The organism is Streptomyces sp. CNH189 (genome assembly GCF_000527195.1).
This window is the reverse complement of record NZ_AZUS01000021.1, coordinates 81,140-102,243: the sequence shown is the minus strand read 5'-3', so window position 1 is coordinate 102,243 and position 21,104 is coordinate 81,140. Positions and strand designations below refer to the sequence as shown.

At 73.4% G+C, this 21,104-nt stretch carries 19 protein-coding genes; 18 read left to right on the top strand and 1 reads right to left on the bottom strand.

The features are described 5' to 3' along the window. The first annotated feature begins 36 nt into the window (after positions 1-36). From B100_RS0126120 to B100_RS0126095, 6 genes are all read left to right on the top strand, one after another. Positions 37-360, top strand: coding sequence for an integration host factor (locus B100_RS0126120; RefSeq protein WP_003977346.1), 324 nt, complete (start codon positions 37-39; stop codon positions 358-360). 60 nt (positions 361-420) lie between these two features. Then, entirely contained in the window at positions 421-1,014 is a 594-nt protein-coding gene (gene gmk / locus B100_RS0126115; protein ID WP_078541187.1) for a guanylate kinase, read from the top strand. A gap of 62 nt (positions 1,015-1,076) precedes the next feature. Continuing rightward, positions 1,077-1,349, top strand: a complete 273-nt coding sequence (rpoZ, locus tag B100_RS0126110) for a DNA-directed RNA polymerase subunit omega (RefSeq protein ID WP_003988945.1) — start codon at positions 1,077-1,079, stop codon at positions 1,347-1,349. A gap of 122 nt (positions 1,350-1,471) precedes the next feature. Next, on the top strand, positions 1,472-2,674 hold the full coding sequence (coaBC, locus tag B100_RS0126105) for a bifunctional phosphopantothenoylcysteine decarboxylase/phosphopantothenate--cysteine ligase CoaBC (protein ID WP_024887363.1): 1,203 nt from the start codon (positions 1,472-1,474) through the stop codon (positions 2,672-2,674). Between the two features lie 237 nt (positions 2,675-2,911). After that, positions 2,912-4,120: a methionine adenosyltransferase gene (gene metK / locus B100_RS0126100; RefSeq protein WP_024887362.1), complete on the top strand. Its 1,209-nt coding sequence runs from the start codon at positions 2,912-2,914 to the stop codon at positions 4,118-4,120. A gap of 258 nt (positions 4,121-4,378) precedes the next feature. Continuing rightward, on the top strand, positions 4,379-6,526 hold the full coding sequence (locus B100_RS0126095; protein ID WP_024887361.1) for a primosomal protein N': 2,148 nt from the start codon (positions 4,379-4,381) through the stop codon (positions 6,524-6,526). Between the two features lie 308 nt (positions 6,527-6,834). Here B100_RS0126095 and B100_RS0126090 read toward each other — a convergent pair whose 3' ends face one another. Further along, a complete protein-coding gene (locus tag B100_RS0126090) occupies positions 6,835-7,383 on the bottom strand; it encodes a hypothetical protein (protein WP_024887360.1) in 549 nt (182 codons plus the stop codon). A 293-nt stretch (positions 7,384-7,676) separates the two neighbouring features. Between B100_RS0126090 and fmt the strand changes: the two genes are divergently transcribed. The 12 genes from fmt to B100_RS0126030 all read left to right on the top strand — a co-directional run bounded on the left by fmt (position 7,677) and on the right by B100_RS0126030 (position 20,978). Further along, positions 7,677-8,609: a methionyl-tRNA formyltransferase gene (fmt, locus tag B100_RS0126085; protein ID WP_024887359.1), complete on the top strand. Its 933-nt coding sequence runs from the start codon at positions 7,677-7,679 to the stop codon at positions 8,607-8,609. Positions 8,610-8,676: 67 nt separating this feature from the next. Further along, the gene (locus B100_RS0126080; RefSeq protein ID WP_024887358.1) at positions 8,677-10,104 is read left to right on the top strand and encodes a transcription antitermination factor NusB; all 1,428 of its coding nucleotides are present in this window, start codon (positions 8,677-8,679) and stop codon (positions 10,102-10,104) included. Between the two features lie 272 nt (positions 10,105-10,376). Beyond that, positions 10,377-11,063 (top strand): ribulose-phosphate 3-epimerase, encoded by a 687-nt coding sequence (rpe, locus tag B100_RS0126075; protein WP_024887357.1) that lies wholly within the window; start codon positions 10,377-10,379, stop codon positions 11,061-11,063. 78 nt (positions 11,064-11,141) lie between these two features. Then, positions 11,142-12,185, top strand: coding sequence for a sugar-binding domain-containing protein (locus tag B100_RS0126070; RefSeq protein ID WP_024887356.1), 1,044 nt, complete (start codon positions 11,142-11,144; stop codon positions 12,183-12,185). A gap of 40 nt (positions 12,186-12,225) precedes the next feature. Then, positions 12,226-12,615, top strand: coding sequence for a ribonuclease domain-containing protein (locus B100_RS0126065; protein ID WP_024887355.1), 390 nt, complete (start codon positions 12,226-12,228; stop codon positions 12,613-12,615). Continuing rightward, positions 12,612-12,980 carry a barstar family protein gene (locus tag B100_RS0126060; protein WP_024887354.1) on the top strand — a complete coding sequence of 123 codons (369 nt, stop codon included), beginning with the start codon at positions 12,612-12,614 and terminating at the stop codon, positions 12,978-12,980. The genes B100_RS0126065 and B100_RS0126060 overlap by 4 nt, the downstream gene beginning before the upstream one ends. A gap of 92 nt (positions 12,981-13,072) precedes the next feature. After that, positions 13,073-14,515 (top strand): GuaB1 family IMP dehydrogenase-related protein, encoded by a 1,443-nt coding sequence (locus B100_RS0126055; RefSeq protein ID WP_024887353.1) that lies wholly within the window; start codon positions 13,073-13,075, stop codon positions 14,513-14,515. Positions 14,516-14,763: 248 nt separating this feature from the next. After that, complete coding sequence (locus tag B100_RS0126050) at positions 14,764-16,242, top strand: amino acid permease (RefSeq protein WP_024887352.1); 1,479 nt, start codon at positions 14,764-14,766, stop codon at positions 16,240-16,242. Positions 16,243-16,252: 10 nt separating this feature from the next. Then, complete coding sequence (locus B100_RS0126045) at positions 16,253-16,705, top strand: Lrp/AsnC family transcriptional regulator (protein ID WP_024887351.1); 453 nt, start codon at positions 16,253-16,255, stop codon at positions 16,703-16,705. 88 nt (positions 16,706-16,793) lie between these two features. Next, a complete protein-coding gene (locus B100_RS0126040) occupies positions 16,794-17,492 on the top strand; it encodes a hypothetical protein (RefSeq protein ID WP_024887350.1) in 699 nt (232 codons plus the stop codon). Next, positions 17,492-19,672, top strand: a complete 2,181-nt coding sequence (locus B100_RS0126035; RefSeq protein ID WP_024887349.1) for a glycosyltransferase — start codon at positions 17,492-17,494, stop codon at positions 19,670-19,672. The genes B100_RS0126040 and B100_RS0126035 overlap by 1 nt, the downstream gene beginning before the upstream one ends. 100 nt (positions 19,673-19,772) lie before the next feature. Further along, the gene (locus tag B100_RS0126030; RefSeq protein ID WP_024887348.1) at positions 19,773-20,978 is read left to right on the top strand and encodes an MFS transporter; all 1,206 of its coding nucleotides are present in this window, start codon (positions 19,773-19,775) and stop codon (positions 20,976-20,978) included. Positions 20,979-21,104: the final 126 nt, after the last annotated feature.

The window sequence follows — 21,104 nt, the reverse complement described above, 5'->3', positions numbered from 1 at the left end:
CGTATCCGACAGTTCGACATCCGAGGTGACGTAGGCGTGGCTCTTCCGCCCCTTACCCCTGAACAGCGCGCAGCCGCGCTCGAAAAGGCCGCCGCGGCTCGCCGGGAGCGGGCCGAGGTCAAGAATCGACTCAAGCACTCCGGCGCCTCCCTGCACGAGGTCATCAAGCAGGGCCAGGAGAACGACGTCATCGGCAAGATGAAGGTCTCCGCCCTGCTCGAGTCCCTGCCGGGCGTGGGCAAGGTCCGCGCCAAGCAGATCATGGAGCGTCTGGGGATCTCCGAGAGCCGCCGCGTGCGGGGTCTCGGTTCGAACCAGATCGCCTCCCTGGAGCGCGAGTTCGGCAGCACCGGCTCCTGAGTCACGGACCGTCCGGGACCTCCGTCCCGGACAGCCCGCGATTGCTGGAATAATCGCCGCATGGCTGCAACACCCCGGGGGACGTCCCCCGTACCCCCGGACGATCGTCCGCGGCTGACCGTGCTCTCCGGCCCCTCAGGGGTCGGCAAGAGCACGGTCGTCGCTCATATGCGCAAGGAACACCCCGAGGTCTGGCTCTCGGTGTCGGCGACGACCCGCACGCCCCGTCCCGGTGAGCAGCACGGCGTCCACTACTTCTTCGTCACCGACGAGGAGATGGACAAGCTGATCGCCAACGGCGAGCTGCTGGAGTGGGCCGAGTTCGCCGGCAACCGCTACGGCACGCCCCGCGCGGCGGTGCTGGAGCACCTGGAGGCGGGTGTGCCCGTGCTCCTGGAGATCGACCTCCAGGGCGCGCGGCAGGTCCGTGAGTCCATGGCCGAGGCCCAGCTGGTCTTCCTGGCCCCTCCCTCCTGGGAGGAGCTGGTGCGCAGGCTCACCGGCCGGGGCACCGAGTCGCCCGAGGTCATCGAGCGTCGCCTGGCGGCCGCGCGGACCGAACTCGCGGCCGAGCCGGAGTTCGACACCACCCTGGTCAACACCTCCGTCGAGGCGGTCGCCCGCGAGCTGCTAGCCTTGATGAACGTCGTGTGATCGTGGACAACCGTCCGCCGACCAGATCGACAGAATCTTTCCCATCCATCGGAAGGTAGAGCGTGTCCTCTTCCATCTCCGCGCCCGAGGGCATCATCAACCCGCCGATCGACGAGCTCCTCGAGGCCACGGACTCGAAGTACAGCCTCGTGATCTACGCGGCCAAGCGGGCCCGCCAGATCAACGCGTACTACTCGCAGCTCGGCGAGGGTCTCCTCGAGTACGTCGGTCCTCTCGTCGACACCCACGTCCACGAGAAGCCGCTCTCGATCGCCCTGCGCGAGATCAACGCGGGACTGCTGACCTCCGAGGCCGTCGAAGGCCCCGCCCAGTAATCGGTCAGTACGTCGTACCATCAGCTTGCAGCTGACTTTTCCACAGGCCCGGCAGCACGTCTGCCGGGCCTGTGGTGTCTCATGGGGGATGGCAGCAGGTTTCCGAAGCTCGGGGAGAGACGGTGGACAAGCCGAAGGTCGTTCTGGGGGTCAGTGGCGGCATCGCCGCCTACAAGGCCTGTGAGCTGCTCCGGCGGCTCACGGAGTCGGGACACGACGTACGCGTCGTCCCCACCGCCTCCGCCCTGCACTTCGTCGGCGCCGCCACCTGGTCCGCCCTGTCCGGCAACCCCGTCTCCACCGAGGTCTGGGACGACGTGCACGAGGTGCCGCACGTCCGCATCGGCCAGCACGCCGACCTGGTGGTCGTCGCCCCGGCCACGGCCGACATGCTCGCCAAGGCGGCCCACGGCCTCGCCGACGACCTGCTGACCAACACCCTGCTCACCGCGCGCTGCCCGGTGGTCTTCGCCCCCGCCATGCACACCGAGATGTGGGAGCACCCGGCCACCCAGGAGAACGTGGCCACGCTGCGCTCCCGGGGCGCCGTCGTCATCGAGCCGGCCGTCGGCCGCCTCACCGGCGTCGACACCGGCAAGGGTCGGCTGCCCGATCCGGCCGAGATCTTCGAGGTCTGCCGCCGCGTCCTGGCCCGCGGAGCCGCCGAGCCCGACCTCGCGGGCCGGCACGTCGTCGTGAGCGCCGGCGGCACCCGCGAGCCCCTCGACCCGGTCCGCTTCCTCGGCAACCGCTCCTCCGGCAAGCAGGGCTACGCCCTCGCCCGCACCGCCGCCGCCCGCGGCGCCCGCGTCACGCTGATCGCGGCCAACACCGCGCTGCCCGACCCGGCCGGGGTGGACATCGTCCGCGTCGGGACCGCCGTGGAGCTGCGCGAGGCCGTCGTGAGCGCCGCCGCCGACGCGGACGCGGTGGTCATGGCCGCCGCCGTCGCCGACTTCCGCCCCGCGGTCTACGCGGCCGGGAAGATAAAGAAGAAGGACGGCAAGGAGCCGGAGCCCATCACCCTGGTGCGGAATCCGGACATTCTCGCGGAGGTTTCCGGCGACCGGGTGAGGTCCGGACAGGTGATCGTGGGCTTCGCCGCGGAGACCGACGACGTCCTCGCCAACGGCCGCGCCAAGCTCAAGCGCAAGGGCTGCGACCTGCTCGTGGTGAACGAGGTGGGCGAGGCCAAGACCTTCGGTGCCGAGACCAACGAGGCCGTGGTGCTGGGCGCCGACGGCAGCGAGACGCCCGTCCCGCACGGCCCGAAGGAGGCCCTCGCCGACACCGTCTGGGACCTCGTGGCCGAGCGCCTCGCATGAGTGGCTCATCCACCACACGAAGTCCCGGAACCTCCTACTCCGGGGTGTGGCGCCTCTGGCGAACCGCGCCCCGCCCGGAGAGAATGCCCGTGCCGCAGGTCACAGCCCTCTCGCGAGGCGAGACGGGGGGACCCGCGGCGCGGCACGACCGATAAACTGTTCCACGGACGGCGTCGGGTGCAGCCCCCGCCGTCCGCCCATGATCAGCCAGCAGCCGCTGCAACCCCAGGGAGCATTGTGTCCCGTCGTCTGTTCACCTCGGAGTCCGTGACCGAGGGTCACCCCGACAAGATCGCTGACCAGATCAGCGACACCATCCTCGACGCGTTGCTCCGCGAGGACCCGTCGTCCCGGGTCGCCGTCGAGACCCTGATCACCACCGGCCTGGTGCATGTCGCCGGTGAGGTCACCACCAAGACGTACGCGGACATCGCGACGCTGGTGCGGAGCAAGATCCTGGAGATCGGCTACGACTCCTCGAAGAAGGGCTTCGACGGCGCCTCCTGCGGCGTCTCGGTGTCGATCGGCGCGCAGTCCCCGGACATCGCCCAGGGTGTGGACACGGCGTACGAGACCCGTGTCGAGGGCGACGACGACGAGCTGGACCGGCAGGGCGCCGGCGACCAGGGCCTGATGTTCGGCTACGCGACGGACGAGACGCCGACGCTGATGCCGCTGCCGATCTTCCTGGCCCACCGTCTGTCCAAGCGCCTGTCCGACGTCCGCAAGAACGGGACCATCCCCTACCTGCGCCCGGACGGCAAGACCCAGGTCACCATCGAGTACGACGGCGACAAGGCGGTCCGCCTGGACACCGTGGTCGTCTCCTCGCAGCACGCCTCCGACATCGACCTGGAGTCGCTGCTCGCGCCCGACATCCGCGAGTTCGTCGTGGAGCCGGAGCTGAAGGCACTCCTCGACGACGGCATCAAGCTGGACACCGAGAAGTACCGCCTGCTGGTGAACCCCACCGGCCGCTTCGAGATCGGCGGCCCGATGGGCGACGCCGGCCTCACCGGCCGCAAGATCATCATCGACACCTACGGCGGCATGGCCCGCCACGGCGGCGGCGCGTTCTCCGGCAAGGACCCCTCCAAGGTGGACCGATCCGCCGCGTACGCGATGCGCTGGGTCGCGAAGAACGTGGTGGCGGCCGGCCTGGCCGCGCGCTGCGAGGTCCAGGTGGCCTACGCGATCGGCAAGGCCGAGCCGGTGGGCCTGTTCGTCGAGACCTTCGGCACCGCCAAGGTCGACGTCGAGCGGATCGAGCGGGCCATCGACGAGGTCTTCGACCTCCGTCCCGCCGCGATCATCCGCGACCTGGACCTGCTGCGGCCGATCTACGCCCAGACCGCCGCGTACGGTCACTTCGGCCGTGAGCTGCCGGACTTCACCTGGGAGCGGACCGACCGCGTGGACGCGCTGCGGAAGGCCGCGGGGCTGTAAGCCCACGGGCTGTTCTTGGCCGAGGCCCGGTGCTGCTCCCTCTCGGGAGCGCGCCGGGCCTCGGTGCGTCGGGCTGCCTTGTGGCCGGCCCGCCGTAGGGGTGTCGTTGCGCCCACCCTCCCCCTCCCGGCTTCGCTCGAGCGGGGGGACCCCCACCGCCCCGGGGGTACCTCCCAGGCACTCAAGGCACCGGAGGAGGCACGACTGCCCGCGACGGCGGCGCGCGGTGGTGTCAGTCGCGTTTGCCAGAATGCAGGGGTGAGCAGCGAGGACGGACAGGCGGACGGTGGTGCGCAGGGCGCGCCGCCCGAGCAGCTCGCGCTCATCCGGGAGAGCGTGCGCCAGGCCAAGACCCCCCGGGCCAAGCCGCGCACCTGGCGGGGCGCCGCGCTCGCCAAGGAGCTGCCGGTCGCCCGGGTGCTCGTCGACAAGGGCGTGCTGCACCTCGACCGGTACTTCGACTACGCCGTGCCCGAGGAGCTGGACGCCGACGCCCAGCCGGGCGTGCGGGTGCGTGTACGTTTCGGGGCCGGCCGGCACCGGGTGCGGGACGGCCGGCGTGAGGGCGGGGGACTGATCGACGGGTTCCTGGTCGAGCGCCTGCCCGAGTCCGACTACGCGGGCCCGCTGGCCGCGCTGGCCCAGGTCGTCTCGCCCGAGCCGGTGCTGGACGAGGAGCTGCTCGGTCTCGCCCGCGCGGTCGCCGACCGGTACGCGGGCAGTCTCGCCGACGTGCTGCAGCTCGCTGTGCCGCCGCGCAACGCCCGGGCCGAGCAGCGTCCCTCGCCCGATCCGCTGCCGCCGCCCCCGGCCCCGGCCGCCGGGTCGTGGGAGCGGTACGAACAGGGCCCCGCCTTTCTGGAGTCCCTGGCCTCGGGCGGCAGTCCCCGCGCCGTGTGGAACACCCTGCCGGGACCGCAGTGGAGCGAGGAGATCGCCCGGGCGGTCGCGGCGACCCTGTCCGCGGAGCGCGGCGCACTGGTCGTCCTGCCCGACGGACGGGCCGTGGCCAGGCTCGACGCCGCCCTCACCGACCTGCTGGGGGAGGGCCGGCACGCGGTGCTCACCGCCGACGCCGGACCGGAGAAGCGGTACGCGCAGTGGCTCGCGGTGCGGCGGGGAGCGGTGCGCGCGGTGATCGGGACCCGGGCGGCGATGTTCGCCCCGGTGCGCGCCCTCGGACTGGTCGCGGTCTGGGACGACGGGGACGACAACCTCAGCGAGCAGCACGCCCCGCAGCCGCACGCGCGGGAGGTGCTGCTGCTGCGGGCGGCGCAGGACAGGTGCGGCTTCCTGCTGGGCGGCTGGAACTGCACCGTGGAGGCCGCGCAGCTCGTGGACACCGGCTGGGCCAGGCCGTTGCACGCCGCGCGGGAGCGGGTGCGCGCCGCCGCCCCGCTGGTGCGGACCGTCGGGGACCAGGACCTCGCCCGGGACGAGGCCGCCCGCGCCGCGCGTCTGCCCACCCTCGCCTGGCAGGCGGTCCGTGAGGGCCTGCGGCACGGGCCGGTGCTGGTCCAGGTGCCCCGGCGGGGCTACGTGCCACGGATGGCGTGCGCCAACTGCCGGGCGCCGGCGCGGTGCCGCCACTGCTCCGGCCCGCTGGAGGCGCACGGCTCGGACGACCTGCGGTGCGGCTGGTGCGGGCGTACGGAGAGCGGCTGGCACTGTCCGGAGTGCGGCGGTTTCCGGCTGCGGGCGCAGGTGGTGGGGGCGCGGCGGACCGCCGAGGAGCTGGGGCGTGCCTTCCCCGCGGTCCCGGTCCGTACCTCGGGGCGTGAGCATGTGCTGGACACGGTGCCGGGGACGCCCGCCGTGGTGGTGAGCACGCCGGGCGCCGAACCGGTGGCCGAGGGCGGCTACGCGGCGGCGCTGCTGCTGGACGGGTGGGCCATGCTGAGCCGCCCCGACCTGCGGGCCGGTGAGGACGCCCTGCGGCGCTGGATGGGCGCGGCGGCGTTGGTCCGCCCTCAGTCGGCGGGCGGCACGGTGGTCGTGGTGGCCGAACCGACCCTGCGGCCGGTGCAGGCGCTGGTGCGCTGGGACCCGGCGGGCCACGCGCTGCGGGAACTGGCCGAGCGGGGCGAGCTGGGCTTCCCGCCGGTGTCGCGGATGGCGGCGGTGTCGGGGCCGGCGGAGGCGGTGGCCGAGTTCCTTGGGGCGGTGGAGCTGCCGGCGCGGGCGGAGGTGCTGGGGCCGGTTCCCGTGCCGGTCACCCCGGCGGGCCGCCCGCGGCGTCCGGGCGCGCCCCCGCCCGGCGAGCAGTGGGACCGGGCACTGATCCGGGTGCCTCCGGGGAACGGCGCGGCCCTGGCCGCCGCGTTGAAGTCGGCGCAGGCTGCGCGGATGGCGCGGGGCGGCGGTACGGCGGTGTGGGTCCGCATCGACCCACCGGACATCGGCTGAGATCCGCCGATATGTCGGCTGAGAGCTCCCGGACGTCGGCTGAGAGTCTCCGGGCGTCGGCTGAGTTCCGCCGGACGTGGGCTGAGAGTCTCCGGGCGTCGGCTGAGTTCCGCCGGACGTGGGCTGAGAGTCTCCGGGCGTCGGCTGAGTTCCGCCGGACATCCGGCCGAGGGCCGTCGACCGGCGGGTGCCGGCCGACGGTCGTGCGCGGCGTTCCGCGTCATGCGGCCCGGGGCGAACCCTCGGGGCCGGATGGAGGGGCCCTCCCGGGACGGCGAACCGGGAGGGCGGTACGGAGGGCTGGTGCGTCAGCCGTTGCGGGGGGTCGGGAAGGCCGTGGGGCGCGGGTCGTCGCGGAGGGACGGGCTGCCCGCCGTCGGCTGGGTCGGCATGGAGCGGGCCGCGGGCACGGTGGGCACGGTGGTGACACCGGCGCCCACGTTGACCGTGCGGGTGGTGGACGGCTCCGGGGCCCGCTCGCCCTCGACGGGAGCCGCTGCCTGCGCGGTCGCCCGGCGGGCGCCGTACCGGCGGTGCACCGCCTGCTTGGTGACCCCGAGGGCGGAGCCCACCGCGTCCCACGAGAAGCCGAGGGAGCGGTCGAAGTCCACGGCGGCCGTGACCAGGGTCTCGACGCTGTCCCGCAGCTCCTGGGCGAGACGGACGGTCGGGGCGGGGGCGCGTCCGTAGACGACGAAGCCCGTGGAGGGGCCGGAGCGGCGCGGGCGGTAGACGTTGCCGAGCTGGGCGGTGAGCGTGCGCAGTGCGTCCACCTGCCGGCGGACCCGCTCGATGTCCCGCACCAGCAAGTGCAGGCTGGCCCGAGCCTGGGCGTCGTGGGTTGCGTGGTCGGCCATGAACAAGCCTCTCGAACCGGCGTTGAAAGGGATGGACCCTGTCAGGGCCCGTGGTCAACTCTTTCTTGACCAACGCCGATTCGGTCCGCGGGTCACGGGCTGGGGGCGCGGCGGCATATGCGTACGCCCCTGCGAGGACCACCTCGTACGGCGGGGCCCCAGCTCGGAACGTTCCTGCACCGCGGGGGCGGCGTGCCGGGCGCGGCACGTCGTCCCCGCGTCCGCAGGGGAGGGCCGCCCCATAGACTGGTGCGTCGCCCGAACGTTCCCGCCCGAGAGGCCCTCAGCACCCCATGAAGCTCGTCTTCGCCGGTACCCCCGAGGTCGCCGTTCCCGCACTGGACGCTCTTCTCGCCTCCGGGCGGCACGAGGTCGCCGCCGTCGTGACGCGCCCCGACGCGCCCGCCGGCCGTGGCCGCAGGCTCGTCGCCTCGCCGGTCGCCGAGCGCGCGGAGGAGGCCGGGATCGAGGTGCTGAAGCCCGCGAAGCCCCGCGACCCCGAGTTCCTGGAGCGGCTCACCGAGATCGCACCGGACTGCTGCCCCGTCGTCGCCTACGGCGCCCTGCTGCCCCGGGTCGCCCTCGACATCCCCGCCCACGGCTGGGTCAACCTGCACTTCTCACTGCTGCCCGCCTGGCGCGGAGCCGCCCCCGTGCAGCACGCGATCATGGCGGGCGACGAGATCACCGGTGCCAGCACCTTCCTGATCGAGGAGGGCCTGGACTCCGGGCCCGTCTACGGCACGGTCACCGAGGAGATCCGCCCCACGGACACCAGCGGTGACCTGCTCACCCGGCTCGCCTTCGCCGGCTCGGGGCTGCTCGCCGCGACCATGGACGGCATCGAGGACGGCACCCTGAAGGCCGTACCGCAGCCCGCCGACGGCGTCAGCCTGGCCCCCAAGGTGAACGTCGAGGACGCCCGTGTGGACTGGGGGACCCCGGCGCTGCGCGTCGACCGGGTCGTCCGCGGCTGCACGCCCGCGCCCGGCGCCTGGACCACCTTCCGCGGCGAGCGGCTGAAGATCGTCCAGGCCGTGCCGGTACCGGACCGGACCGACCTCGCCCCCGGGCAGCTGCACGCGGGGAAGAACAACGTGTACGTCGGGACCGGTTCGTACGCCGTGGAGCTGCTGTGGGTGCAGGCCCAGGGCAAGAAGCCGATGCGCGCCGCCGACTGGGCGCGCGGGGTGCGGATCGCGGCCGGGGAGACCCTCGGCGGCTGACGCCCCCGGCTGCTCCACGACGTAGGCTGGAGCGCGCACTTCACCCCACATCCGGAGCACCTTTTACGTGAGCGACCAGCCCCGTCGGCCCCACAGGCCCGCCAAGCCCTACCGCCGCCCCAAGAAGGACCCCGTCCGCATCCTCGCCTTCGAGGCGCTGCGGGCCGTGGACGAGCGTGACGCGTACGCCAACCTCGTCCTGCCCCCGCTGCTGCGCAAGGCGCGCGAGAGCGAGGGACCCGAGAAGTTCGACGCGCGGGACGCGGCGCTCGCCACCGAGCTGGTGTACGGCACCCTCCGCCGCCAGGGCACCTACGACGCCGTCATCGCGGCCTGCGTCGACCGCCCGCTGCGCGAGGTGGACCCGCCGGTGCTCGACGTGCTGAGCCTCGGCGCTCACCAGCTTCTCGGCACGCGGATCCCGACGCACGCCGCCGTGTCCGCGACCGTGGAACTGGCCCGGGTGGTGCTCGGCGACGGGCGTGCCAAGTTCGTCAACGCCGTGCTGCGCAAGATCGCCCAGGACGACCTGGACGGCTGGCTGGAGCGGGTCGCGCCGCCCTACGACGAGGACCCCGAGGACCACCTCGCGGTCGTGCACTCGCATCCCCGCTGGGTGGTCTCCGCGCTGTGGGACTCCCTCGGCGGCGGACGCGCCGGCGTCGAGGAGCTGCTGCGCGCCGACAACGAACGGCCCGAGGTGACGCTGGTCGCCCGTCCAGGACGGTCCACGGCCGACGAACTGCTCGACGAGGAGGCCGCCGTCCCCGGCCGCTGGTCCCCGTACGCGGTGCGGCTCACCGAGGGCGGGGAGCCCGGCGCGGTCCCGGCGGTCGCCGAGGGGCGGGCCGGCGTGCAGGACGAGGGCAGCCAGCTGGTGGCGCTCGCGCTCGCGGCGGCGCCCGTCGAGGGGCCGGACCGCCGGTGGCTGGACGCGTGCGCGGGGCCCGGCGGCAAGGCGGCACTGCTCGGTGCGATCGCCGCCGAGCGCGGTGCCGTGCTGCTCGCCTCCGAGAAGCAGCCGCACCGCGCGGGCCTGGTCGCCAAGGCGCTGGCCGGCAACCCCGGGCCGTACCAGGTGGTCGCCGCCGACGGGACCCGGCCGCCGTGGCGCCCCGGAAGCTTCGACCGGGTGCTGGTCGACGTGCCGTGCACCGGTCTGGGCGCGTTGCGACGCCGGCCCGAGGCGCGGTGGCGGCGCCGCCCCGAGGACCTCGACGGCTTCGCGCCCCTGCAGCGCGGACTGCTGCGGACCGCGCTGGAGTCCGTACGGGTCGGCGGTGTCGTCGGCTACGCGACCTGCTCGCCGCACCTCGCGGAGACCCGGGCGGTGGTGGCGGACCTGCTCAAGCAGTTCCCGGACGCCGAACTGATCGACGCCCGCCCGCTCCTCCCGGACGTCCCGGACCTCGGCGAGGGCCCGGACATCCAGCTCTGGCCCCACCTCCACGGCACCGACGCGATGTATCTGGCGCTGCTGCGCCGCACGGCCTGACCCGGAGGACGCGTGCGCCCTCCGGCCTCGGCGGACACACCGGTGTCGTCGGGGCACGCCTGAGCCGCGGCTCGACGCAGCCTCTCGTGGGCGCCGGACGGCCCGCCCCGCCCGCGCCCAGCGGCCACCAGGCCAGGGCCGCCGTGCGCGACGGGCCCGGGTGGGACATGTCAACGGCGGGTGGCGGCACGGAAGATCCGTGTCACCACCCGCCGTTGACCAGTCCCCGGACCGTTGGTACCGCCGCGCGGCGCAGCGCATACGCTGGGGGCATGGCCCCGCAGATCAGTCCCAGCATCCTGTCCGCCGACTTCGCCCGGCTCGCGGACGAGGCGAAAGCCGTGGAGGGAGCCGACTGGCTCCACGTCGACGTGATGGACAATCACTTCGTCCCCAACCTGACCCTCGGCGTGCCGGTCGTGGAGTCGCTCGCCCGTGCCACGGACACGCCGCTGGACTGCCATCTGATGATCGAGGCGCCCGACCGCTGGGCGCCGCAGTTCGTGGAGGCGGGGGCCTCCTCCGTCACGTTCCACGTCGAGGCCGCCACCGCGCCGGTCCGGCTCGCCCGGGAGATCCGCGCCAAGGGCGCCCGCGCGTCCATGGCCCTGCGGCCCGCGACGCCGATCGAGCCGTACGAGGACCTGCTGCCCGAGCTGGACATGCTGCTGATCATGACGGTCGAGCCGGGCTTCGGCGGGCAGGCGTTCCTCGACATCATGCTGCCGAAGATCCGCCGCACCCGTGAACTGATCAGCAAGCACGGTCTGCAGCTGTGGCTGCAGGTCGACGGCGGTGTCTCGGCCTCCACCATCGAGCGGTGCGCCGACGCCGGCGCCGACGTCTTCGTCGCGGGCTCCGCGGTGTACGGCGCCTCGGACCCGGCCGAGGCGGTCCGTGCCCTGCGCAAGCAGGCGGAGGCGGCGACGTCGAAGGCGTCGTGGTTGCACGACCACTGAGCGTCATATACGTGAACGGCGGTCAGCAGGGCTGATCGACAGCGCCGGATCTGCAAGGATGAACGGCGAGTCCAGAGTGTGAACAGCAGTGAGGAGAGCGCCGTGTCGGGTATGTCGGCGGGCCGGTCAGCCATGCGGATGGGACCCGCTGAGCTGGTGCAGGCGGCGGCCATGGCCCGCCGCTTCTACCTCGAGGGCAAGTCCAAGATCCAGATCGCCGAGGAGTTCGGCGTCAGCCGCTTCAAGGTGGCCCGGGTCCTGGAGACCGCCCTCGAGCGTGATCTGGTACGCATCGAGATCCGCGTGCCCGCCGAGCTGGACGCCGAGCGCTCGGACGCGCTCCGCGCCCGCTACGGCCTGCGGCACGCCGTCGTGGTCGAGTCCCCGGCCGAGGCCGAGGAGACCCCCGACCCGGAGAACCTGGGAGAGGTGGCCGCCGACCTGCTCGGCGAGCTGGTCAACGAAGGCGATGTGCTGGGCCTGGCCTGGGGCCGTTCCACCATCCACATGGCGGCGGCCCTCGACCGGCTGCCGCCCTGCACGGTCGTCCAGCTGACCGGCGTGTACGACGCGGGCACCGCCGAGCGAGGCTCGGTGGAGGCCGTGCGCCGCGCCGCCCAGGTGTCCGGCGGCGACGCCCACCCCATCTACGCGCCGATGCTCCTGCCCGACGCCGCCACCGCGGAGGCGCTGCGCCACCAGACGGGCATCGCGCGGGCCTTCGAGTACTTCGACAAGGTCACCGTCGCCTGTGTGTCCATCGGCTCCTGGGAGCCGGGCATCTCCACCGTGCACGACATGCTCAGCGACGAGGAGCGGGCGCACTACGCCTCCCTCGGTGTCGCCGCCGAGATGTCGGCCCACCTCTTCGACGCCGAGGGCCGCCGCGTCGGCCGCGACCTGGGCGAGCGGTGCATCACGGTCAAGACCGACCAGCTGCGCAAGGTGCCCGAGGTCGTCGCGATCGCCGGCGGACAGCGCAAGGGACCGGCGATCGACGCGGTGCTGCGCTCCGGCCTCGTCACCAGCCTGGTGACCGACACCTCCGCCGCCGACTACCTGATGTCCGCAGGACCCGCCCCGCGGTCCTCCCTGAACCGCGCGGACCCGGACGGCCCCTGACGGCGGGTGGGACCGGGAGGGGGCTGGCAGCATCGGCCGCATGATGCTGCGACGCGCCCTCCTCCCGCGTCTCGTGGCCTGCCTGCTGCTCGCCCTGCTGGCGGGCTGCTCGACCGCGGGCGACGACGGCGGGGTGCCGGCGTGGGCCGAGGGACTGCCCACCGTGCAGGCCTCCGACCTGCCCGCCGAGGCCCGCCGCACCCTGGAGCTCATCGACGAGGGCGGCCCCTTCCCCTACGAGCGGGACGGCGTCGTGTTCGGCAACTTCGAAGGACTGCTGCCCCAGCACGACCGGGGCTACTACCACGAGTACACGGTGCCGACGCCGGGATCGGACGACCGGGGCGCCCGGCGCATCGTCACCGGCCGGAACAGAGAGACGTACTACACCGACGACCACTACGCATCGTTCAGGGCGGTACTGAGATGACACAGGATCTCACCGGCCGGCTCGTGGTTCCCGTCGACCTCGACGGGGTGACCGACAAGGCGGGCCTGATGGACCGGTGCGCCCGTGCGCTGGCGCTCCCCGAGTGGTTCGGCCGCAACTGGGACGCCCTGGTGGACTCCCTCGCCGACCACACCGTCTGGCCCGAGGGCGCGGTGGAACGCGGGCTGCTGCTCGTCGTCCGCGGCTGGCGGGCGTACGCGACGGCGCACCCGGAGGAATGGGCGACCGCCCAGGAGGTGTTCGCGGAGGCCGCGGACCGCACCCCCTCCCTCACCGTGGCGCTCGCCGTTGGAGGATCCGCCGAGCACCTCCCGGACCAGGCTGGACGATCCGACCGGGGCTGACATTCCGGTCGCCATGGGAGAATGAAGTACGTGCTCTTCCCCCTGGCTGACCTGTCCGGGGGCCACCTCTGATCGACTGGGATGTGCAGCACGTGCGTTTCCTCAACGACATCCAGCCCGCGTACGACCTGACGTACGACGACGTCTTCATGGTGCCGAGCCGCTCCGCGGTCGGTTCGCGGCAGGGCGTCGACCTCAGCTCCCCGGACGGCACGGGCACCACCGTCCCGCTCGTCGTCGCCAACATGACCGCCATCGCCGGACGCCGCATGGCGGAGACGGTGGCCCGGCGCGGCGGACTCGTCGTCATACCGCAGGACATCCCCATCGAGGTCGTCGCCGAGGTCGTCTCCTGGGTGAAGGGCCGCCACCTGGTGCTGGACACCCCCATCGTGCTGGCCCCGCACCAGACCGTCGCCGACGCGCTGTCCCTGCTGCCGAAGCGGGCGCACAACGCGGGCGTCGTCGTCGACGCGGAACACCGGCCGGTGGGCGTGGTCACCGACGCCGACCTGTCCGGCGTGGACCGCTTCACCCAGCTCGACGAGGTCATGTCCAAGGACCTGATCCTCCTGGACGCCGAGATGGACCCGCGCGAGGCCTTCAACACCCTCGACGGCGCCAACCGCCGCTACGCGCCCGCCGTCGACCGTGAGGGCCGGCTGGCGGGCATCCTCACCCGCAAGGGCGCCCTGCGCGCCACGCTGTACACGCCCGCCACGGACGCCCAGGGCAAGCTGCGCGTCGCCGCCGCCGTCGGCATCAACGGCGATGTCGCCGGCAAGGCCAAGCAGCTCCTCGAGGCGGGCGTCGACACCCTCGTCATCGACACCGCGCACGGCCACCAGGAGTCGATGATCAACGCCGTGCGGCTGGTGCGCGGACTCGACCCGCAGGTCCCGGTGGTCGCCGGCAACATCGTCTCCGCCGAGGGCGTGCGCGACCTGATCGAGGCCGGCGCGGACATCGTCAAGGTCGGCGTGGGCCCCGGCGCCATGTGCACCACCCGCATGATGACCGGCGTCGGCCGGCCGCAGTTCTCCGCGGTGCTGGAGTGCGCCGCCGAGGCGAAGAAGTACGGCAAGCACGTGTGGGCCGACGGCGGTGTGCGCCACCCGCGCGACGTGGCCATGGCCCTCGCGGCCGGCGCGTCCAACGTGATGATCGGCTCGTGGTTCGCCGGCACCTACGAGTCCCCGGGCGACCTCCAGCACGACGCGAACGGCCGCCCCTACAAGGAGTCGTTCGGCATGGCGTCCGCCCGTGCCGTGCGCAACCGCACCTCCGAGGAGTCCGCCTACGACCGCGCCCGCAAGGCGCTGTTCGAGGAGGGGATCTCCACCTCCCGCATGTTCCTCGACCTGGAGCGCCCCGGCGTCGAGGACCTGATCGACTCGATCATCGCGGGCGTCCGCTCCTCCTGCACCTACGCCGGTGCCGGCTCGCTGGAGGAGTTCGCCGAGAAGGCCGTCGTCGGCATCCAGAGCGCGGCCGGTTACGCGGAGGGCAAGCCGCTGCACGCCAGCTGGAGCTGACCCCGCGGCGGGAGAGGCGGGTGTGGAACGGCCCACACGGCCGGCGCAACGAACACCCGCCTCACCTCGAGGAACGCAATGATCTTGCGGTGGTGCGCAAGGTTGCTGCATTTCAGCAGCAACGGAGAACCTCGTAGTGTTACGCGCTGTACGTGTGTGGCGGGGACCCCGCTCGACGGGTCCCGGCTGTCGCGGGGTGCCGTCGGTCCCCGGCCGCGGAAGCCCGGCAGCGATCAAGGAGTCAGCGCGTGCTCGACCAGGGCGCACCCTCGCACGACGGCGGTCCCTCCGCCCCGCAGTCATCGGGCATCGGCATGCGCCTGATGCGCCGCAAGCCCGTGGAACGCCTGGTCGCGGAGGGTGGCCAGGGCGAGGGCGGCACGCTGCGGCGGTCCCTCGGACTGTGGCAGCTGACCATGATCAGCATCGGTGCCACGCTCGGCACCGGCATCTTCGTCGTCCTCGGCGAGGCCGTCCCCAAGGCCGGGCCCGCGGTCACGCTGTCCTTCGTCATCGCCGGTCTGACGGCCCTCTTCTCGGCCCTCTCCTACGCCGAACTGGCCGGCACCATCCCGGTCTCGGGCTCCTCCTACTCGTATGCGTACGCAACGATGGGCGAACTGATCGCCTGGGTCTGCGGCTGGTGCCTGATGCTGGAGTACGGCGTCTCGGTCGCCGCCGTCGCCGTCGGCTGGGGCGAGTACCTCAACGAACTCCTCGACGGCACCATCGGCGTCACCCTGCCCGCCGCGCTGTCCGCCCCGCCCGGTGACGGCGGCATCTTCAACGCGCCGGCGCTGATCGTGGTCCTGCTCGCCATGGCGTTCCTGCTGGGCGGCGCCCGTGAGTCCGCCCGCGCCAACACCGTCATGGTCCTCGTGAAGATCGGCGCCCTGGTCCTGTTCTGCGCCATCGGCGTCCAGGGCTTCCGCTCCGGCAACTACGACAACTTCATGCCGCTCGGCATGGCCGGCGTCAGCGCCGCCGGAGCCACCCTGTTCTTCTCCTACATCGGCTTCGACGCCGCTTCCACCGCCGGTGAGGAGGCGAAGAACCCCCAGCGCGACCTGCCCCGCGCCATCCTGCTGTCGCTCGCCATCATCACCGCGCTGTACGTCCTGGTCGCCGCCGTCGCCGTGGGCGCCAAGCCGTGGCGGCAGTTCACCGACTCCGAAGCCACCCTCGCCCAGATCATGCGCGAGGTCACCGGCCAGAGCTTCTGGGGCACCCTGCTGGCGTTCTGCGCCGTCATCGCCATTGCGAGCGTCGTCCTCACCGTGCTCTACGGCCAGACCCGCATCCTGTTCGCCATGTCCCGGGACGGACTGGTGCCCAAGGTGTTCGCCCGGGTCAGCCCGCGCAGCGGCACGCCCCGCGCCAACACACTGATCGTTTCCGTGTTCTGCGGTGTGCTGGCCGCCGCCGTCCCGCTCGGCCAGCTCGCCGACGCCACCAGCATCGGCACCCTCTTCGCCTTCGCGCTGGTCAACGTCGCCGTGGTGGTGCTGCGCCGCAGCCGCCCCGACATGCCGCGCACGTTCCGCGTGCCGCTGTCCCCGCTGCTGCCCGCCGTCGGCTTCGGCCTCTGCCTGTGGATGATGGGCAGCCTGTCCACCGTCACCTGGGTGGTCTTCGGTGTCTGGATGGCCGTCGGCCTCGTGTTCTACTTCCTCTACGGCTACCGCCGCTCCCGGCTCGCCGTCCCCGCCGCACCAGAAGCGAAGTGAACCACCCGCAGTGCTGAACGATCTCGACGAACGCATCGTGCACGCCCTCGCCGAGGACGCCCGCCGCTCCTACGCGGACATCGGCCAGCTCGTCGGTCTGTCCGCGCCCGCCGTGAAACGGCGCGTGGACCGGCTGCGCGCGACCGGGGCCATCACCGGCTTCACCGTACGGGTGGACCCCGCGGCCCTCGGCTGGCAGACGGAGGGGTTCGTCGAGATCTACTGCCGCAGCAACACCTCCCCGGAGACCATCCAGCGGGGCCTGGAGCGCTACCAGGAGGTCGTCGCCGCCTCCACCGTCACCGGTGACGCGGACGCGGTCGCCCAGGTCTTCGCCTCCGACATGCGCCACTTCGAACGGGTGCTGGAGCGCATCGCCGGCGAGCCCTTCGTCGAGCGCACCAAGTCCGTGCTGGTGCTGTCGCCGCTGCTGCGGCGGTTCTCGTCCGGCTCGCCGGCCTAGGCCGTGACCCGAGGTCGTCCACGTCGGACGGCCGCCCCGGCGGGCCGTCCCCGCGTGAGGGTCACTGAATCGGCGTAATCTGGGGCGTATGCGGCAGCCCTCCGATTCCGGTGCGGTCACCGGTGAGCCCGAAGGGCCGGATCCGGTTTTCGTCGACGCCTCCGGCCGGCGGGCCCGGCTGCTGCGGCGGGCCGGATACGGGGCCGCCGGGCTGGCGGCCGGCTATCTGAGCGTGCTCGCGCTGAGCCTGATGGGGGCGACCCCGTTCGCCCCGGAGGCCCTGCTGCCGCCACTGCCCGGTGATTCCTCCCCGACCGCCCCGCTGCGCCAGGACGCCGAGGGAGACGCCCGGCCGCGCGAGGAGGCCGGGGCCGGGGTGGGGCCGGGCACGCCGCTGATCCCGCTCATCGCCGGTGAGGATCCGGCGGGCTCCCTGCTGCTGCCGCCCGGCGCCGATCCCGGGAGCGTCGCCGGGGTGCCGGTGGAGCCGCCGGACGCCGGCGGGGTCGAGGTCACGGACGGGCCGGCGCCCTCCGAGGAGCCCGGCGACGACGCCGAGGAGCCGGGTGCGCCCGAGGACCCGCAGGAACCGGGCGCCGGTGAGCCGTCCGTGCCCGGCGACGGCGGCGACTCCGAGGCGCCGCCGCCCGGCACCGACGAGCCGTCCGGGCCCGGCACGGACAACCCGCCCGAGCCGCCCGGGACGCCGCAGCCCACGCCCGAGGCGCCGTCCGAGAACCCCGGCGCCTCCCTGCCCGACGACCCACCGGCCGCCGGGACCCCCTGATGCGGGGGCGACCGCACCGCCCGGCCGGTCCACCGCCCGCGACACCGGGGACGCGGCGGCGCTGGTTCCGCATCGTGGTGCCGCTGGTCCTGCTGGCCTTCGTCGTCTCCGTCCTCGCGGTCGAGGGCTACACCTCCCGCGGCTTCGCCGGGGACCAGGAGGGCCGCGGGGAGCGGGCCGGCCGGAGCGGGGCGGGCGTGCCCCCGGAGGTCGCGGGCGGGGGACCGGTCGTCGACGCGGGCCACGATCCGCCGCGCACCTACCGGGCCCCGGTCAGGACGGTCGTCCTGACCTTCGACGACGGACCCGACCCCGCGTGGACGCCCCGGATCCGCGAGGTCCTCGACCGCCACGACGTGCCGGGCACGTTCTTCGTCACCGGACGGCAGACGGTCCGCCACCCCGACCTCGTACGGGACCTGATCCGCTCGGGACACGAGATCGGGGTGCACACCTTCTCCCACCCCGACCTGGCCACGCAGTCCGAGGACGCGGTCGACCGGGAGCTGGCGTTCACCCAGCTCGCCCTCGCCGGGGCCGCCGGGATCAACAGCTCGCTGCTGCGGATGCCGTACTCCTCGACGCCCGCCGCCCTGGACGGCCCTTCCTGGGCCGTCGCCCGGCACCTCGGTGAGAAGGGGTACGTGCTGGCCTTCGTCGACCAGGACACCCGCGACTGGAGCCGGCCCGGCGCCCGGGCCATCGCCGACGCGGCCGTCCCCGAGGTGCCCGGCCGGGGGACGATCGTCCTGCTCCACGACTCCGGAGGCGACCGCTCGCAGACCGTGCGGGCGCTGGAGACGCTGGTGCCGCGGCTGAAGGCGGACGGCTACCGCTTCTCCACGGTCGCCGAGCTGGTGGGCGTGGAACGCCTCACGGGCGGCGTCGACACCGCGGAGCGGTGGCAGGGGTGGGTGTTCGTGACCGCTGTGACCGTGTCGGGGACGACGGTGTCCGTGCTGAGCGCGCTGCTGCTGGTCGTCGGGGGGCTGGTGCTGGCGCGGTGCGTGGTGATGCTCGGGCTGGCACACCGTCACGCGCGGCTCGCACGCCGGCGTCCGCGCGCCGGGCCGGGGCCGCCCGCCACCGGGCCGGTCAGCGTGGTCGTGCCCGCGTACAACGAGGTCGTGTGCATCGGCAAGACACTGCGGTCGCTGGTCGCGAGCGACCACCCCGTGCAGATCGTCGTCGTGGACGACGGGTCCGACGACGGGACCGCCGACGCCGCCGAGGCGCTGGGGCTGCCCGGGGTGACCGTGGTGCGCACCCCCAACCGGGGCAAGGCCGCCGCGCTGAACACCGGAGTGCTGCACGCCTCGCACGAGGTCGTCGTGATGCTCGACGCCGACACCGTCTTCGAGCCCTCGACCGTCGGCCGCCTCGTCGAGCCGTTCGCCGACCCGTCCGTCGGCGCCACCGCCGGCAACGCCAAGGTCGGCAACCGGCGCGGCATGCTCGGCCGCTGGCAGCACATCGAGTACGTCATGGGCTTCAACCTCGACCGGCGCATGTACGACCTGCTGCGCTGCATGCCCACCGTCCCCGGTGCCGTCGGGGCCTTCCGGGTCTCCGCCCTGCGGCAGGCCGGGATGATGAGCGGGGACACCCTCGCGGAGGACACCGACATCACCATGGCCCTGCACCGGGCGGGCTGGGACGTCCGCTACGCCGAGCACGCGCTCGCCTGGACCGAGGCACCGGGTTCGCTGCGGCAGCTGTGGCGCCAGCGGTACCGGTGGAGCTACGGCACGATGCAGGCCGCGTGGAAGCACCGGCACGCCCTCGTCGAGCGCGGGCACGCGGGGCGGTTCGGGCGGGTGGGGCTGCCGTTGCTGGCGGTGTTCCAGATCCTCACGCCGCTGCTCGCCCCGCTGATCGACCTGCTGACCGTGTACGGGCTGGTGTTCGGCAACCCGCTCCTCACCGCGTTGGCCTGGCTGGGGGTGCTGGCCGTGCAGGGGGTGTGCGCCGCATACGCCTTCCGTCTCGACGGGGAGCCGCTGCGGCCGCTGTGGGCGCTGCCGGTGCAGCAGGTCGTGTACCGGCAGGTCATGTACCTCGTGCTGGTGCAGGCCTGTCTCACCGCGGTCAGCGGGTACCGGCTGCCGTGGCAGCGGATGAAGCGGAAGGGGAATGTGGTGGTGCCGCCGAGGGGCGGAGGACTACCCTCGGGGGTATGACCTGGCGACATTGATTCATCCGTAGTGCCTCCCGAGGGCCGCCGCGGGCGCCGTTCGACCTCAGCGTCCGGTGTCCGAACCGCCCTTACGGGAAGGCCTCATGACTCTCACGCCCACGCGTGCCGTCGACGTGCGCGTGCGTCGGCTGACGACCACGCTGTACGGCTACTCGTTCCTCGAAGAATTCGTCCTGCTGTACCCGGTGTACGCGCTGCTGTTCAGCGACGCCGGGCTGTCCGTGTGGCAGATCTCGTCCCTGTTCGCCCTGTGGTCCGTCACCGCCGTGGTGCTGGAGGTTCCGTCCGGGGCGTGGGCCGACGCGGTGTCACGGCGGCTGTTGCTGGTCATCGGTCCGCTGCTGACGGGCGCCGGGTTCGCCCTGTGGATCCTCGTGCCGTCGTACGCCGCCTTCGCGGCGGGGTTCGTGCTGTGGGGGACCGGCGGGGCGCTGTGCTCCGGTGCGCTGGAGGCTCTCGTCTACGACGAGCTGGAGCGGAGCGGGGCGTCCGACCGGTACGCGCGAGTGCTGGGACGGGCGCGGGCGGCCGGCCTGGTCGCCGTGATGGCGGCGATGGGACTGGCCGGACCTGTGCTCGCGTGGGGCGGCCATGCGGCCGTGGGGGCGGCGAGTGTGCTGGTGTGCCTGCTGACCTCGGTGACCGCGCTGAGGTTTCCCGAGCACCGGGTGGCGCGGGCCGAGGAGCGTCCAGGCTGGGGCGACGCCTTGCGGGCCGGTCTGGGTGAGGCTCGACGGGACCGGTCCGTGCGGGGCGCGTTGCTGCTGGTGCCGGCGGTGGCGGCGGTGTGGGGGGCGCTGGACGAGTACACGCCGTTGCTGGTGCGCGAGGCGGGGGTCGCTGACGTGGCCGTGCCGTGGGTGCTGCTGGTGATCTGGGGCGGGGCCACCGCCGGAAGTCTGCTGGCGGGGGAGGGGGAGCGGTTCGGCACGGGCGGGCTCGCTCTGCTGCTGGGCGCGGGCGGCGTGGCCCTGGCGGTGGGCGCTGTCGCCGGGACGGTGGCGGGACTGCTGCTGGTCGCGGTGGCGTTCGGCGCGTTCCAGGCGGCGACCGTGCTGGCGGAGGCGCGCCTGCAGCACCGGATCGAGTCGACGGGGCGGGCGACGCTCACGTCGGTGGCGGGGCTCTGCACGGAGGCCGTGACGCTGACGGTGTTCGCGGGGTACGCGGTGATCGCGTCGGGCCACGGGCACGGTGCGGCGTTCGCGGTGTCGGCGGTGCCGTACGTGGTGCTGGCGGTGGGGCTGGCCTTGGTGCGGCGGAGGGGGCGCGTGGGGGCTGAGGTGTGACGCCTGTGGCGCGGGGTTGCGGTCTGGTGGGGGCTTGGGGCTGACGCCTGCGGCGCAGCGTTGCGGTCGGTGGGGGCTGGGGTGTGACGCCTGCGGCGCAGGGTTGCGGTGTGGTGGGGGCGGGCG

Excerpts from the sequence above, each read along its gene's own strand:
- gmk (WP_078541187.1), top strand. The coding sequence starts at position 421 with ATGGCTGCAACACCCCGGGGGACGTCCCCCGTACCCCCGGACGATCGT.
- B100_RS0126090 (WP_024887360.1), bottom strand. The coding sequence starts at position 7,383 with ATGGCCGACCACGCAACCCACGACGCCCAGGCTCGGGCCAGCCTGCAC.
- fmt (WP_024887359.1), top strand. The coding sequence starts at position 7,677 with ATGAAGCTCGTCTTCGCCGGTACCCCCGAGGTCGCCGTTCCCGCACTG.
- rpe (WP_024887357.1), top strand. The coding sequence starts at position 10,377 with ATGGCCCCGCAGATCAGTCCCAGCATCCTGTCCGCCGACTTCGCCCGG.
- B100_RS0126065 (WP_024887355.1), top strand. The coding sequence starts at position 12,226 with ATGATGCTGCGACGCGCCCTCCTCCCGCGTCTCGTGGCCTGCCTGCTG.
- B100_RS0126060 (WP_024887354.1), top strand. The coding sequence starts at position 12,612 with ATGACACAGGATCTCACCGGCCGGCTCGTGGTTCCCGTCGACCTCGAC.
- B100_RS0126040 (WP_024887350.1), top strand. The coding sequence starts at position 16,794 with ATGCGGCAGCCCTCCGATTCCGGTGCGGTCACCGGTGAGCCCGAAGGG.
- B100_RS0126035 (WP_024887349.1), top strand. The coding sequence starts at position 17,492 with ATGCGGGGGCGACCGCACCGCCCGGCCGGTCCACCGCCCGCGACACCG.
- B100_RS0126030 (WP_024887348.1), top strand. The coding sequence starts at position 19,773 with ATGACTCTCACGCCCACGCGTGCCGTCGACGTGCGCGTGCGTCGGCTG.